General features: G+C 67.2%; 10 protein-coding genes. 4 read left to right on the forward strand and 6 right to left on the reverse strand.

Annotated features, from left to right (window positions below; genetic code table 11):
- Nucleotides 1–28 precede the first annotated feature (28 nt).
- The 4 genes from SSKA14_RS01170 to SSKA14_RS01185 form a co-directional block, all read right to left on the reverse strand.
- Nucleotides 29–919 (reverse strand): alpha/beta fold hydrolase, encoded by an 891-nt coding sequence (locus tag SSKA14_RS01170; RefSeq protein WP_040006704.1) that lies wholly within the window; start codon nucleotides 917–919, stop codon nucleotides 29–31.
- Between the two features lie 115 nt (nucleotides 920–1,034).
- Complete coding sequence (locus SSKA14_RS01175; protein WP_008264841.1) at nucleotides 1,035–2,051, reverse strand: 3-oxoacyl-ACP synthase III; 1,017 nt, start codon at nucleotides 2,049–2,051, stop codon at nucleotides 1,035–1,037.
- A gap of 103 nt (nucleotides 2,052–2,154) precedes the next feature.
- A complete protein-coding gene (locus SSKA14_RS01180) occupies nucleotides 2,155–2,472 on the reverse strand; it encodes a DUF4156 domain-containing protein (RefSeq protein WP_005407628.1) in 318 nt (105 codons plus the stop codon).
- 158 nt (nucleotides 2,473–2,630) lie between these two features.
- On the reverse strand, nucleotides 2,631–5,480 hold the full coding sequence (locus tag SSKA14_RS01185; protein WP_040006708.1) for a pitrilysin family protein: 2,850 nt from the start codon (nucleotides 5,478–5,480) through the stop codon (nucleotides 2,631–2,633).
- Nucleotides 5,481–5,894: 414 nt separating this feature from the next.
- On the opposite strand from SSKA14_RS01185, the gene SSKA14_RS01190 reads away from it, so the two are divergent.
- Together SSKA14_RS01190 and SSKA14_RS01195 are read left to right on the forward strand one after the other, a co-directional pair.
- Nucleotides 5,895–6,371 (forward strand): hypothetical protein, encoded by a 477-nt coding sequence (locus tag SSKA14_RS01190; RefSeq protein WP_008268508.1) that lies wholly within the window; start codon nucleotides 5,895–5,897, stop codon nucleotides 6,369–6,371.
- 69 nt (nucleotides 6,372–6,440) lie between these two features.
- On the forward strand, nucleotides 6,441–6,920 hold the full coding sequence (locus SSKA14_RS01195) for a tRNA (cytidine(34)-2'-O)-methyltransferase (protein ID WP_008267965.1): 480 nt from the start codon (nucleotides 6,441–6,443) through the stop codon (nucleotides 6,918–6,920).
- 156 nt (nucleotides 6,921–7,076) lie between these two features.
- Here the strand turns inward: SSKA14_RS01195 and SSKA14_RS01200 are convergent, their stop codons facing one another.
- Nucleotides 7,077–8,240 carry an acyl-CoA dehydrogenase family protein gene (locus tag SSKA14_RS01200; RefSeq protein WP_004153579.1) on the reverse strand — a complete coding sequence of 388 codons (1,164 nt, stop codon included), beginning with the start codon at nucleotides 8,238–8,240 and terminating at the stop codon, nucleotides 7,077–7,079.
- A 257-nt stretch (nucleotides 8,241–8,497) separates the two neighbouring features.
- On the opposite strand from SSKA14_RS01200, the gene SSKA14_RS01205 reads away from it, so the two are divergent.
- Nucleotides 8,498–10,174: an electron transfer flavoprotein-ubiquinone oxidoreductase gene (locus tag SSKA14_RS01205; protein WP_040006710.1), complete on the forward strand. Its 1,677-nt coding sequence runs from the start codon at nucleotides 8,498–8,500 to the stop codon at nucleotides 10,172–10,174.
- 65 nt (nucleotides 10,175–10,239) lie between these two features.
- Nucleotides 10,240–10,641 carry a c-type cytochrome gene (locus tag SSKA14_RS01210; protein WP_008268418.1) on the forward strand — a complete coding sequence of 134 codons (402 nt, stop codon included), beginning with the start codon at nucleotides 10,240–10,242 and terminating at the stop codon, nucleotides 10,639–10,641.
- Here the strand turns inward: SSKA14_RS01210 and SSKA14_RS01215 are convergent.
- Nucleotides 10,635–14,234 (reverse strand): transporter substrate-binding domain-containing protein, encoded by a 3,600-nt coding sequence (locus SSKA14_RS01215; RefSeq protein WP_008268335.1) that lies wholly within the window; start codon nucleotides 14,232–14,234, stop codon nucleotides 10,635–10,637. The two genes, SSKA14_RS01210 and SSKA14_RS01215, sit on opposite strands and share 7 nt — an antisense overlap.
- Nucleotides 14,235–14,282: the final 48 nt, after the last annotated feature.

The following is a 14,282-nucleotide window of genomic DNA, read 5'->3' on the forward strand; positions in this document are numbered from 1 at the left end:
CACTACCGGGATCCGGCCCGGGAACCGATCAGATCGGGTTGCTGTCGAGGAACGCGCGGATTTCCGGCACCAGCACGTCCTGCTTGTCTTCCAGCACGTAATGGCCGGCGTCCTCGAAGGCATGCACCTGGGCCTGCGGCAGCGCGGCCTGGAAACCCTTCAGGAAATGATGGTCGAACACGAAGTCGCGCAGGCCCCAGCCGAGGAAGGCCGGGCGGTCGGCGAATGACGGCAGCGCCTTGCCGGCGCGCTCCAGCAGCGACCAGGCCTTGTCGGCCGGTGACAGCGGGATGTCCTGCATGAAGCGGATGGTGCTGATGCGGTTGGCGTAGCTGTTGTACGGCGACACATAGGCACGGCGCACATCGGCCGGCATCTTCCGTTCCACGCCCAGCCACGAGGCGCCGGACGAGAACGCATTGAAGGTACGGATGATCCACTCACCGATCTTCCAGTGGCGGCCCAGCGCGATCTGCCACGGCATCTTTTTCGCCGCCGGCATCGGGAACGCGGCGGTGTTGAGCACCACCAGGCGCTTCACCTGCTCGTGGTGCGACAGCGCCCAGCCGAAACCGATCATGCCGCCCCAGTCGTGCACGGCCAGGGTCACCGGGCCGGTGATGTCCAGGTGCTTGAGCAGCGCATCGAGGTCGTCCACCCGCGACTGCAGGGTGTATTCGTAGCGGCTGTCGTCCGGCTTGTCCGACAGGCCCATGCCGATGTGGTCCGGCACGATGCAGCGGTACTTGTCCGACAGGCCGGCCACCAGCGTGCGCCAGTAATAGCTCCACGACGGATTGCCGTGCACCATCACCACCACTTCGCCGTCGCGCGGGCCTTCGTCGAGATAGTTCATCGACAGGCTGGGGCGCACGTCGAAACGCTGCGGGTGGGCGGGGTAACCGGGAAGCTGGGACATCGGATCGCACCTGTAGAAAGGGCCGGTAAACCGGCCCTTGGACACTTGGAAAATCATCGCTTTCCGTCGCGAGCGATTGGCCAGGCAATCGCGCAGCAGGTCAGCGGCGACTTTTTTACCAGACCACTTCAGCCATCGAGCAGTTCAGGCCCGAGCCGATGCCCAGAAGCGCGATACGATCGCCCTTCTTCAGCTTGCCCAGCTGCTTGAGCTTGCTCAGCACGATCGGCACCGAGGCCGGACCGATGTTGCCGTGCTCGCCGAAGATGGTCATGACCTTCTTCGGGTCGATGCCGAAGTTCTTGATGAACGCGGCCGTGTGCGGCTGGCTGACCTGGTGGATCACGAACTGGTCCAGTTCTTCCACGGCCCAGCCCAGCGCGATCTTGGCGGCGGTGAAGGTCTTCTGCGCCAGCTTGATGCCTTCGATCAGCAGCAGGCGGGTGTCGGTGACCATGCGGTCTAGGTTGCCCAGGCACAGCTGGTTCCACTCGGTGGCCGAGCGGGTCACGCCACCCTTGTAGCGCGGGGCGTCCGGCACCAGCTCCGAGCGCGCCATCACCATCGCGGCGGCGCCCGAACCGGTGGTCAGCGCGGCCAGTTCGTTGCGGAAGTCGTCGGCGGTGACGTCCGGGGCGGTCATGCGCTCCAGGGTCTTCTCGTACACCAGGTTGGCGGTCTCGCCGTCCACCACCAGCGCGTAGTCGATGTCACCGCGCTCGATCATGCGCGCGGCGATATCCATGCCGTTGATGAAGGCCAGGCAGGCATTGGCGACGTCGAAGGTCATGCACTCGTCGCTGACGCCCAGGTTGCCCGAGACGATCGACGCCGTGGACGGCTCGAGGTAATCGCGGCTGACCGAAGTGTTGACCAGCAGGCCCACCTGCGTCGCTTCGATGCCTGCGTCTTCCAGCGCCTTGCGGCCCGCCATGGTGGCGGCATCAGAGGCCAGCACGCCGTTGTCCCACAGGCGGCGGGCGTGGATGCCGGCGATATCGCCGAGCACATCGGTGCGGATACCCAGGCGATCCAGCGTCGGCTGCAGCCGCTCGTTGATTTCCTTGGTCGTCAGCGTATGCGGCGCGTCGACGTGTGCCAGGCCGGCGATCGAGACATTCTTGAAGAGCATCGAGGTTAGCGCCAAGGCTCAGGCAAAAGGGGGCGCTATTCTATAACCCCCGGGGCCTTCACCGCATCTTTACGAATTCAGGCTTGCCCGTATGGTGAAACGTTCAGCGCGGCGGGCACTGGAACGCGGCGAAGCGCTGGCTGCCGTCGGCAGGGGCTGCGGCGGCCTGCACGGCGTTGGCGCCGGCACTCGGGGCCTCGTTGCGGGCCAGGGTTTCCAGCTCTTCCTGCACGCGCAGCGGGTTGCGGTTGTAGAAGCCGACCTTGCTCTTCACGGTAACCACCACCTCGCCCTTGGCGATGCAGCCGGCCGGAACCGGGCCTGCCGGCAGCACGCGGGTCGCCTTGCCGGCCGGTTCGATCGGCACCCAGGTGCAGGCGGTGACGGTGAGCAGCAGGGAGGAAAGCAGCAGAACGCGCATGGGCAGATCCTGGAAGGGTATGGGGGGATTCTGCCTGAACAGCCTGAATCGGGGGTAGCCCGGCGAGCGGTGCCCTCGGGTCAGGGCTCACGGGGGTGCCGGCCAGCGGCCGGCACTACCGGGGGAGGCCTGCCCGCCGTAGCGGGCAGGCGCATCCCTTATTTCTTGACCGGGTTGCCTTCGGCGTCGATCACCGTTACCTCGCCCAGGTTCAGCGCGCGCACGGCCGCTTCGGTCTGCTTGAGGTCACCCACCACCACCCAGGTCAGCGCCTGCGGCTTGATCTCGGCCGCGGCCTGCTGCACCTGCGCCGGGGTCATCGCCTCGATCTCGGCCTTGCGACGCAGCACATAGTCGTCCGGGCGCTTGAACTGCACGATCGAGCCGATGGTCGCTGCCACCGCACTGGCGGTCTCGTAGGCGCCGGGCAGGCTGAGGGTCTGGATGTTGCGGATGCGGTTGACCTCGGCGGCGGTGGCCGGCTTGCTGCCGTCGGCGAACGCGGCGATTTCCTTGCGCATCTCCGCCATCGCCGGGCCGGTCTTGTCGATCTGCACCGGCGCACTGGCCATCCACGGACGCTGACCCACCGAATTGACCGCGCTGCTGCGCGCACCGTACGACCAGTGCTTGTCCTCGCGCAGGTTCATGTTCAGGCGCGAGGTGAAGTCACCACCGATCACGCCGTTGGCGATGTCGAAGCGGGTCGAGCTGGTGGCGCTGGACGGCGGCACCACCTGGCCGGCGAACAGGTTGGCCTGCACCGCACCCGGCTGGTCGATCAGGAACACGCGCGGGCCCTTGGGCAGCGCGACATCGGTGGCGGCCTTCACCTGCGGGGCATCGCCACTGGCCTTCCAATCACCCAGCTGCTTGTCCAGCAGCGGCACGATCTCGGCCAGCGTGGTGTCACCGACCACGATCAGGGTGCCGTTCTGCGGGCGCAGCCAGTCGTGGTGGAAGTCGACCAGGTCTTCGCGGGTCAGGCCATTGATCGCCGCTTCGTCACCGCTGCCGGTGAACGGAATGGCGTACGGGTGGCCCTTGCCGTACAGCAGCGGCGGCAGCACGCGCATCGCCACCGCACCCGGGTTGACCTTCTCCTGCTGGATCCCGGCGATCCAGGTCGCCCGGACCCGGTCAATCTCGCCCTGCTCGAAGCGCGGCTCGCGCAGCAGGTCGCGGTACAGCGCCAGCGACGGGGCCAGGTTCTCCTTCAGCGCGGACAGGTCCACGCTCATCGAATCCAGGCCGGCCGAGGCATCCAGGCTGGCGCCCAGTGCGTCGGCAGCATCGGCGAAGGCCAGCGAACCCAGCTTGCCGGCGCCTTCGGTCATCAGGCTCATGGTGAAGTTGGCGGTGCCCGGCTTGCGGCCCTGGTCGGCGCTGAAGCCGCCCGGGAACTGGTAGCTGAACTGCACCACCGGAATCTCGTGGCGTTCGGCCAGGATCACCTGGGTGCCGTTCTTCAGCGTGGCGCGCTGCAGCGCCGGGAACTTGAGCTGCGGGAACTCCCGGGTCTGCGGCACGCCGGCCTTGCGGTCCACCTGCTCGGGCAGGGTGCTGTACTTCGGGTCCACCGCCGGCACGGTGAACGGCTTCGGCGTCTGGCTCGGTTCTTCCTTCAACGCCACGCGCTCACCCGGCTCGATCACCAGGGTGTGGCTGCCCTTGTCCAGCCACTGCGCGCCCAGACGGCTCAGATCGCCGGCCGTCGCCTTGTCGATGTTGGCCAGCGAAGTGCGGAAGCAGCCCGGGTCGCCGGTGAACACGGCGCACTCGGCCAGCGCGTCGGCCTTGCCGCCAAAACCACCGATGCGCTCGATGCCGCGGATGAAGCCAGCGCGGGCGCCGGTCTTGGCGCGTTCAAGTTCGGCCGCGGTCGGACCCTGCTTGATCAGCCGGTCCAGTTCCTCATCGATGATCTTCTCGACCTTGGCCGGGTCCTGGCCCTGCTTCACGGTCGCCACGATCACGAAGTTGGAGCCCAGCTGCGAGGTCGACAGGCCCGAACCGATGCTGTCCACCAGCTTGTCCTGGTGCTGCAGGCGCTGGCTCAGGCGCGAGGATTTGGCACCACCCAACACCTGCGCGAACAACTGCAGCTGATCGATATCGGTGGTGCCGACCTGCGGCACGTTCCAGGCGCGGTAGATGCGTGCCTGCGGCACCTTGTCGGTCATCGTCTCGCGGCTGTCGGCACTGCGCTTGGCCACGTTCACCGCCGGCTGCGCCATGCTCGGGCCGGCCGGGATGCTGCCAAAGTACTTGGCGACCTTCTCCTTGGCGGTGGCCAGGTCGATGTCACCGGCCAGCACCAGCACCGCATTGTTCGGACCGTACCAGGTGCGGAACCAGGTCTTCACGTCGTCCAGCGAAGCCGCGTTGAGATCGTTCATCGAACCGATCACGCCGTGGTGGTACGGGTGGCCGACCGGGTACAGCGCCTTGTTGATCTGGTCCCAGGCCTGGCCGTACGGCTGGTTCTCACCCTGTCGCTTCTCGTTCTGCACCACGCCACGCTGCTCGTCCAGCGCCGCCTGGTCGATCGCACCGACCAGGTGGCCCATGCGGTCCGATTCCATCCACAGTGCCATGTCCAGCGCGGTGGTCGGCACGTTCTCGAAGTAATTGGTGCGGTCGGTATTGGTGGTGCCGTTCTGGTTGGTGGCACCGACCTGCTTGAACGGCTCGAAGAATTCGCCGTCATGGTTCTCGCTGCCCTGGAACATCAGGTGTTCGAACAGGTGCGCGAAACCGGTGCGGCCAGCCGGCTCGTCCTTGCTGCCCACGTGGTACCAGACATTGACCGCGACGATCGGCGCCTTGCGATCGGTATGCACGATCACGCGCAGGCCGTTGGGCAGGGTGAACTGCTCATACGGGATATCGACCTTGGCCGGGGCAGCCGGCTTGGCGGCCAGCACAGGGGTGGGCGCAAGCGTGCCCAGAGCGGTGCTGAGGGCGACAGCCAGCAGTGCAGCGCGCGGGCGAAGGGCGAGAGACATATCCGGATCCTTGGTCACGTAGGTGAACCCCGATCCTAGCGTGCGCACGCAGCGGCAGGAATCGGTCGCCAGTCACTGGGGGTGTTTGCCCCGATCCCCCATTCCGCCGCCTCACTGCGGCCTTCTGACAGGTCACATGCGGCGGCAACCCGCGTCCGGACAGTGTCCGTCGCCCATCGAATGGACAGGTGTCCGCCCAGCGGACACTTTTCAGATCTTAAAAAGCCTTTCAAATCAATAACTAAAAGTTGGCACGGGGATTGCTTGGTACTTCCTGCACCAGGAAGGGCTTCAGACGCAAGATGACTGAAGGCTGAACAAATGCAGGAAATCGAAAATTTTCCTTGCAAGCCCAGAATTGGTGTACTACCTTACTACCACACCACTGATCACCAACACTAAACAGGCCCCGTCATGAACGCCAAGACCATTGCCATCGCCATCGCCCTGATTGCCGGCACCGCGGTTGTTTCGTCGGTGCAGGCCTCCGAATCCATCAAGACCCTGTCCACCGTGCAGGTCCGCCCGGCCGCCGACCAGCTGGCCCAGCAGGCCTGGGAGCAGGCCAGCGGCATCCCGACCCTGGCCACCGTGGAGGTGCGCCCGAGCGCCGACCAGCTGGCCGGGCGCAACGGCTACGTCGCCGCCCCGGTCGCCGCCGCGATGCCGATCACCACCCTGGCCTCGGTGGAAGTGCGCCCGAGCCTGGAGCAGCGCGTCGCCCTGGCCGCCGAACTGGAAGCCCAGCGCTACGCCGCCACTCTGGCCGCCGCCGCTACCAGCGTCGCCCACTCGGTCATCGTCAACCTGCCGGCGCTGCAGGTGCGCCCGAGCGCTGCCGACCTGCAGGCCTTGGCCACCGAAACCGCCCAGGTCCTGCTGCGCCCGTAACCGGTGCCGCCCTGCCTCGTGCAGGGCGTGCGCCGTAAAGGCGGCGGCCGTCGCAGGTACACTGCGCCGATGAATGCCGCGCTCCAGTTCCACGTGATCCTGTTCCAACCGGAAATCCCGCCCAACACGGGCAATGTGATCCGGCTCTGCGCCAACACCGGCGCGCAGCTGCACCTGGTCGAGCCGCTCGGCTTCGCACTGGAAGACAAGCAGCTCAAGCGCGCCGGACTGGACTACCACGAGTACTCGCGCCTGCAGGTGCACCCCGACCTGGACACCGCGCTGGCGCGGATCGCGCCCAAGCGGCTGTTCGCGCTCAGCACCCGGGCCAGCGTGCGTTACGACAGCGTGGCCTTTGAAGATGGCGATGCATTCCTGTTCGGACCGGAAAGCCGCGGCCTGCCGCAGGACGTGCTCGATGCCTTGCCCGATGGCCGCCGCCTGCGCCTGCCGATGCGGCCGGACAACCGCAGCCTCAATCTTTCCAACACCGTGGCCGTGGTGATGTACGAGGCCTGGCGGCAGCATGGGTTTGCTGGCGGCGCGTAAACCGCCTCAGGTGGGTGTGAACCGCTGCCGGTGGGTATGACCTGCTTCTGGTGGGTATGACCTGCTTCTGGTGGGTGCGGACCTTGGTCCGCACCGATGCCCGGTCGCGCGCTGAAGCAATGTGCCAACCCAGGTTGGCACCCACCAGAACAGGTTTCAGAAGGCGTTGATGCCGGTCAGTTCGCGGCCGATCACCAGCTGGTGCACGGTCTCGGTGCCTTCATAGGTGATCACCGATTCCAGGTTCAGCGCATGCCGGATCGCCACGTGCTCGGTGGTGATACCCGCGCCGCCGAGCAGGTCGCGACACTCGCGGGCGATATCAATCGCCATGCGGCAGTTGTTCCACTTGGCCAGGCTGACCTGCTGCGGCTGCAGCTGGCCCGCTTCCTTCAATCGCCCCAGCTGCAATGCCAGCAGCTGCGCGGTGGTGATGCGGCGGGCCATCTCGGCCAGCTTGATCTGCGCGCTCTGCGTGGCCGCCAACGGGCGCCCGAACAGCACGCGCTCCTTGGCATAGCCCAGTGCTTCATCCAGGCAGGCGATGGCCGCGCCGATCGGGCCCCAGCTGATGCCGAAGCGGGCCTGGGTCAGGCAGCCCAGCGGCCCCTTCAGGCCCTTCACGTTCGGCAGGCGATGGCTGTCGGGCACGCGCACGTCGTCGAAGAACAGCGCACCGGTCAGCGACGCGCGCAGGCTCATCTTGTGCTTGATTTCCTGGGTGGTGAAGCCGGCCATGCCCTTCTCCAGCACGAAGCCCTGGATGCCGTCCTCGGTCTGCGCCCAGACGATGGCCAGGTCGGCCACCGGGCCACTGGTGATCCACATCTTGCTGCCGCTGATGCGCCAGTCACTGCCGTCGCGCACTGCGCGGGTCTTCATGCTGCCCGGATCGGAACCGCCGTGCGCCTCGGTCAGGCCGAAGCATCCGATCAGTTCGCCGCGCGCCATCGCCGGCAGCCACTGCTGGCGCTGTTCCTCGCTGCCATAGGCGTAGATCGGGTACATGCACAGCGAGCTCTGCACCGAAACGAAGCTGCGCAGGCCGGAGTCGCCGCGCTCCAGCTCCTGGCAGATCAGGCCGTAGCTGACCGCACCCAGGTCACCACCGCCGTACTCGGCCGGCAGGGTGGCACCGAGCAGGCCCAGCGCGGCGATCTCCGGCACCAGTTCGGCGGGGAAACGTGCCTGGTCGAAGGCATCGCCGATGATCGGCAGCACCCGCTCGTTGGTGAAGCGGGCGACGCTTTCCTGCACCGCGCGCTCTTCCTCGTTGAGCAGGGAACGGACATCGAACAGATCGTACGGATGCAAAGCCATGGCACTCACGCGCAGTCAGGACCAGGCCATTGTCGGTCATCCGGGCAGAGCGTGCCGACCCAGGTCGGCACCCACCAGAGCGACGGTCCTACGCTGCAATGCAGCAATCGGGATGTGAACATCGGCGATCTAGCTCGATCACGCGCGGCCCGGTACCCTGACACATTCAAACAACCGTTTCGCTCGTGGCTGCACGCGCGATTTCCAGGCACCGCCGGTGGCCCCGATGCCGGCCCTACCCACGAGTCATGCAATCGATGAGCGCTGAAGCCAACGCCCTGCCCCCGCGTGAAGTAATGGAGTTCGACGTGGTGATCGTCGGCGCCGGCCCCGCCGGCCTGGCCACCGCGATCCGCCTGCGCCAACGCGCGATCGAAGCCGGTCGCGACCTGTCGGTCTGCGTGCTGGAGAAGGGCTCCGAGCCGGGCGCGCACGTGCTGTCCGGCGCGGTGATGGACCCACGCGCGTTGACCGAGCTGTTCCCCGACTGGGCCGAGCGCGGCGCGCCGCTGAAGCAGAAGGTCACCCGCGACGAATTCCTGTTCCTCAGCGAAACCGGCGCGCGCAGCACGCCCAACGCGCTGCTGCCGGAGTGCTTCCACAACGAAGGCAACTACATCATCAGCCTGGGCGAAGTGACCCGTTGGCTGGCGCAGCAGGCCGAGGCGCTGGAAGTGGCGATCTTCCCGGGCTTCGCCGCCGCCGAAGTGCTGTATGGCGACAACGGTGAAGTGATCGGCGTGGCCACCGGCGACATGGGCATCGAAAAGGACGGCAGCATCGGCCCGGCCTTCGAGCGCGGCATGGCGTTGCAGGCGAAGTACACGATCTTCGCCGAAGGCGCGCGTGGCCACCTCGGCCGCCAGCTGATCGCTCGCTACAAGCTGGACGAAGGCAAGGACCCGCAGGCCTACGGCATCGGCATCAAGGAACTGTGGCAGATCGACCCGGCCAGGCATGAGCCGGGCCTGGTGGTGCACGCGGCCGGCTGGCCGCTGGACAACGACACCTATGGCGGTGCGTTCCTGTACCACGCTGACGGCGGCAAGGTTGCCATCGGCTACGTGGTCGGCCTGGACTACAAGAACCCGTGGCTGAGCCCGTTCGAGGAGTTCCAGCGCTTCAAGACCCACCCGTCCATCCGCAAGCACCTGGAAGGTGGCACCCGCATCGGCTACGGCGCCCGCGCCATCACCGCCGGTGGCCTGATGTCGCTGCCGAAGACGGTGTTCCCCGGTGGCGCGCTGGTCGGCTGCGAGGCCGGCTACCTCAACGTCAGCCGCATCAAGGGCAGCCACGCCGCGATCAAGACCGGCATGTTGTGCGCCGATGCAGCCTTCGACGCGCTGGCTGCCGAGCGCCAGCACGATGAACTGGACGCCTACCCGAAGGCGTTCGAAGCCAGCTGGCTGTTCACCGAACTGCAGCAGGCCAAGAACTTCAAGCAGTGGTTCAAGAAGGGCCAGACCGTGGCCACGCTGATGACCGGCATCGAGCAGTGGCTGCTGCCCAAGCTGGGCGTGCGCAACCCGCCGTGGACCCTGCGCCACAGCACCCCGGACCACGCCTGCCTGGAGCCGGCGGCCAAGCACACCCGCATCGCCTACCCGAAGCCGGATGGCGTGCTGACCTTCGACCGCCTCAGCTCGGTGTTCCTGAGCAGCACCAACCACGACGAGAACCAGCCCAGCCACCTGACGCTGAAGGACGCCAGCATTCCGGTGAAGGTGAACCTGGCCGAGTACGCCGGCCCGGAAGCACGCTACTGCCCGGCCGGCGTGTACGAGTTCGTCGGCGAGGCCGACAACGCGCGGCTGCAGATCAACGCGCAGAACTGCGTGCACTGCAAGACCTGCGACATCAAGGATCCGACCCAGAACATCGTCTGGGTGACCCCGCAGGGCGGCGGCGGCCCGAACTACTCGGGCATGTGACCGCCACGGGCTGCGACTGCATGTCGCAGCCCGGTCGTTTCCGCGCACCGCTATCCTGCCCGCCCATGCGCGCCTTCAACCTGCTCACCATCGTTGCCATGGCACTGGCGGCCACGGCCTGCCAGCGCCCGCCCGCCGCGCCGGCCACGCCCGAACAGGCCCACCAGCAGGCCATGCAGCGCGCGTTCGAACTGTGCGCCGGTTGCCATACCGTGCAACCTGGCGGCATCCATCGCTTCGGGCCGAACCTGCACGGCGTGATCGGTCGTCGCGCAGGCAGCCTGCCCGACTACGGCTATTCCGACGGCATGCGTCGCGCCGACATCACCTGGACCGCGCAGACCCTGGATGCCTTCCTGCAGTCGCCTACCCACCTGGTGCCCGGCACGCGCATGTACAACGCCTTCCCAAGCGCCGAGCGCCGCGCGTTGGTGATCGCCTACCTGCAGCAGCAGTCGGCTCAGTGAGCCAGCCGCTGCAGCTGTTGCTGCAGCCGGGCCACGAACGCGGTTACAGCTGCGAACAGCGGCCCCGGATCGGTTTCGGTTGCATCCTGCAGCCGTTCGACCAACGCATTGGCTTGGCCTGCCAGCGCGCCCGCCCCCACCGCCCCGAGACCACCGGCCTGGCGGTGCAGATGCAGCGCCGCGGCCGCACGGTCACCGGCCTGCAGCGCGCGCTGCACGGCCGCCAGATCATCCGCGCTGGCCTGCAGCAGGCTGTCGCGCAGCTGCTCGGCCACCGCGCGTGAGCCGAACCGCTGCTGCAGGGCAGCCAGATCGGGCAGCGCCATGCCATCGTCGGCCACCGCTTCCACCACCGGTTCGGCGAACGTCTGGCCCTGTGCCTGCGGCAACCAGCGCAGCAGCGCCGCTCGCAGCGTGGCCAGCGACAGCGGCTTGGCCAGCACTTCATCCATGCCGGCCTCGCGGCAGCGGCGTGCATCGTCGTCCAGCACGCTGGCGGTCAACGCCAGCACGGTCAGCCGGGGCTGGCCCGTGCGGCCTTCGCGTTCGCGCAGCAGGCGGGTGAAGCCGAACCCGTCCAGTACCGGCATGCGGCAATCGGTGATCACCAGGTCAAAACTCTCCACGGCCAGCCGATCCAGCCCCTGCTGGCCATCGCCGACCATCACGTGAGGCACGCCCAGCTGCTGCAATCGCCAGGCCATCATTGCCTGGTTGGTCGGGTGATCCTCGATCACCAGCACGCGCGCGCCGCGCAGCGCGGCCGGCAGCAATGCGGTCTGGTCCTGCTCGGCCACCAGGGCCTCGACATCACCACTGCCCGCTTCCACCAGCGACAACCGCACTTCGGCACGGGTGCCCTCGCCCAGCGTGCTGTGCAGGGTCAACTCGCCCTCCATCATCTGCGCCAGACGCTGGCTGATGCTCAGGCCCAGGCCGGTGCCACCGTGGTCGCGCTGGATGTAGGCCCCGGCCTGGGTGAACGGTGCGAACAGATGCTGCAGCTGATCCGGTGCGATGCCCATGCCGGTGTCGGTGACGCTCAGGCACAGCGGCTGGGCGCCGTCCTCGCGGGTTGGCCCCAGCACCTCCAGCTGCAGTCGGACCTCGCCCTGGGAAGTGAACTTGATGGCGTTGCTGAGCAGGTTGAACACGATCTGCCGAAGCCGTACGCCATCCACTTCGTGTGCGGGCGCAAGCTGTGGATCAATCTGCACGTGCAGCGCCAGCCCGCGTGCACTGGCCTGGGCCGAGAGCAGGCGGCAAACGCTTTCCAGCAACGGCCGCAGAGGCTGCGGCACCGGCTCCAGGCGCAGTGCACCGGCTTCAAGCCGGGAGTAGTCGAGGATGTCATCGAGAATCTGCCGCAGCATCTGCGCCGAATCCTCGATCACGCCCAGAATGCGTTGCTGCTCGGCGTCCAGCGGTGAATGCGCCAGTACTTCCAGCATGCCGAGCACGCCGCTCATCGGCGTGCGGATCTCATGACTCATGGTGGCCAGGAAGCGTGACTTGGCCTCCGCCGCCTGTTCGGCCTCGGCCTTCGCAGCTACCAGCGCATCGGCCTGTGCGCGCGCCTCGCTCACATCCACCCAGTAGCCACTCCACGTCACGGCACCGGCTTCAGCGGAATAGGGATGGGCCTGGCTGCGCACCCAACGCCCGCCGGTACCCTCGGCGCGCAGGCGGAACTCCAGGATCAACGGCGCAAACTGGCGCGCAGCCTGCTCGACCGCCTGCAGGATGCGCGCGCGATCGTCCTCCTCGACGCGCTCCAGCAGGGCCTTCGCATCCTGCTCGGCCTGCTGCCGGCTGATTCCGAACAGGGCCTGCAGATCGCCGGCGATGAACGGGAAGCTGAGCGCGCCGTCGGCGTCGCGGCGTGCCTGGTAGACCACTGCCGGCAGATTGTCGGTCACTTCCGCCAGGCGCTGTTCCAGATGACGCCGCCCCGCCACTTCGCGGCGAAGGCGCCAGTAGCCGATGCCGTGCACCAGCACGGCGGTCAGCAGCACCAGCAGCAGCGGGAGTCCCCAGCGCATCACCTGCTTCCAGTCAACGCCGTTGCGGTGTTCGGCTGACAGCCAGTTACCGCGCAGCGCCTCGTGCTCGCCGGGTGTCATCTGCAGCAGCAGGCGGTCGAAGGTCGTGGCCAGCGCGGCATGGCGGCGCTCCACCGCCATCACCAGCTGATCGTTGAAACCGGCCGGCGCAGCAACCTGCAGGCGCCCCTGGAAACGACCACGCAGCAGCTGGTTGACCAGCGCCAGGTTACCTACATAGACATCGGCTTGGCCATCAAGAACACGCTGCATCGCCTGTTCGGCGCTGCGTGCCGCCATGATCCTGGCCTGCGGTGCCTGCTGAAGCACATAGCCACGCACGCGCTCCGGATCGGACAGCAGCACGCGCTTTCCCTGCAGGTCCGACAGGCCCAGCAAGGCAGGACTGTCGGCACGGCTGACGATCACGTTCGGCACACTGATGAAGGGTTGACTGAACACCCAGTCCGGGCCCAGGTAACGTGAATCGGCGGGGATGCCCATCACCGCCTGCAGCTCGCCTCGGCGGGCCTTCTCGCGCACTTCGTACCAGTCGTGGCTGCTCTCCGGCTGCAGGTGTGCGCCGGCCTGCACCAACCGATGCAGGTACTCGCTGGCCAGGCCGCTGGGCGCGCCATCCTCGCCGGTGAACGACAACGGCGCCGCATTCGGGGCGAAGCCGATCTTCAGCGGCTGCTCCAGCACCCGCTTTTCGGCCTGGCTCAGCGCCATCTGCGCCGATGCCGACCATTGCGGTGGCGGCAACCAGCGCCTTGCCAGTGCATCGCGCTGGGCCTGGCTGGTTGCGGCCAGGGCCAGGTCCAGCGCTTCGGCCAGCGGCTGCTTGCTGGTGGGGATGCCGAAGTGCAGCCGCTCGGGGGGCAGGTCGCTGGGACGCAGCAGCACTACACCGTGCAGTCGCTGGAGGGCGATCAGTTCAGTGGCGACATAAGCATTGCCGATATAGACATCAGCTTTGTCGTCTCTGACCATCTCGAGCGCCGCCAGCGAGCTGTGTGCGACAAGCTGCCGGGCACGTGGGAACCGGGCACGCACCTGCGGACCGGTCAGGAAGTCCTGCTCGATCACCACCCGCAAGCCATCCAGATCGGGATTGTCGGAGGCACGCAGATCGCCCGGTCGGCCCACCAGGGCCAGGGGTGCTTCGCCATAGGCCGCCGTGTAGACCATGCAACGGGTGCGGTCGGCGCTGAGACCGACGTTCATCACCACGTCGACCTCGCCACGGCATGCCGCATCCAACACGGATGTCCAGTCCGGATAGCGACGGGCCTCGACCTTCACGCCCAGCTGGCGGGCGAGAAGCGACAGATAGTCCGGACCCAAGCCGACCTGCTGGCCATCGTGGAGGGACTCGAACGGCGGCCAGCCGCTGTCATACTGGCCCACAACGATGCTCGGATGGGCGGCGAGGTACTCACGCTGCAGGGAGCTGAGCGGCAGCAGCCCTGGAACGCCCTGCGCCAGGGCCGCTGGCAGCACCAGTACGGCCAGCAGCAGGACCAGCCCGCGAACAGCCCAGCTACGCATCGGCGTCGATCTCCTAGAATGCTGCCAGGGATCGCGATGGTCGCGGCC

It is taken from the genome of Stenotrophomonas sp. SKA14 (assembly GCF_000158575.1).
Taxonomy (GTDB): domain Bacteria; phylum Pseudomonadota; class Gammaproteobacteria; order Xanthomonadales; family Xanthomonadaceae; genus Stenotrophomonas; species Stenotrophomonas forensis.

What these genes read in the sequence shown, in the direction of transcription:
- SSKA14_RS01170 (WP_040006704.1), bottom strand. Translation starts at nt 919, where the DNA reads ATGTCCCAGCTTCCCGGTTACCCCGCCCACCCGCAGCGTTTCGACGTG.
- SSKA14_RS01175 (WP_008264841.1), bottom strand. Translation starts at nt 2,051, where the DNA reads ATGCTCTTCAAGAATGTCTCGATCGCCGGCCTGGCACACGTCGACGCG.
- SSKA14_RS01180 (WP_005407628.1), bottom strand. Translation starts at nt 2,472, where the DNA reads ATGCGCGTTCTGCTGCTTTCCTCCCTGCTGCTCACCGTCACCGCCTGC.
- SSKA14_RS01185 (WP_040006708.1), bottom strand. Translation starts at nt 5,480, where the DNA reads ATGTCTCTCGCCCTTCGCCCGCGCGCTGCACTGCTGGCTGTCGCCCTC.
- SSKA14_RS01190 (WP_008268508.1), top strand. Translation starts at nt 5,895, where the DNA reads ATGAACGCCAAGACCATTGCCATCGCCATCGCCCTGATTGCCGGCACC.
- SSKA14_RS01195 (WP_008267965.1), top strand. Translation starts at nt 6,441, where the DNA reads ATGAATGCCGCGCTCCAGTTCCACGTGATCCTGTTCCAACCGGAAATC.
- SSKA14_RS01200 (WP_004153579.1), bottom strand. Translation starts at nt 8,240, where the DNA reads ATGGCTTTGCATCCGTACGATCTGTTCGATGTCCGTTCCCTGCTCAAC.
- SSKA14_RS01205 (WP_040006710.1), top strand. Translation starts at nt 8,498, where the DNA reads ATGAGCGCTGAAGCCAACGCCCTGCCCCCGCGTGAAGTAATGGAGTTC.
- SSKA14_RS01210 (WP_008268418.1), top strand. Translation starts at nt 10,240, where the DNA reads ATGCGCGCCTTCAACCTGCTCACCATCGTTGCCATGGCACTGGCGGCC.
- SSKA14_RS01215 (WP_008268335.1), bottom strand. Translation starts at nt 14,234, where the DNA reads ATGCGTAGCTGGGCTGTTCGCGGGCTGGTCCTGCTGCTGGCCGTACTG.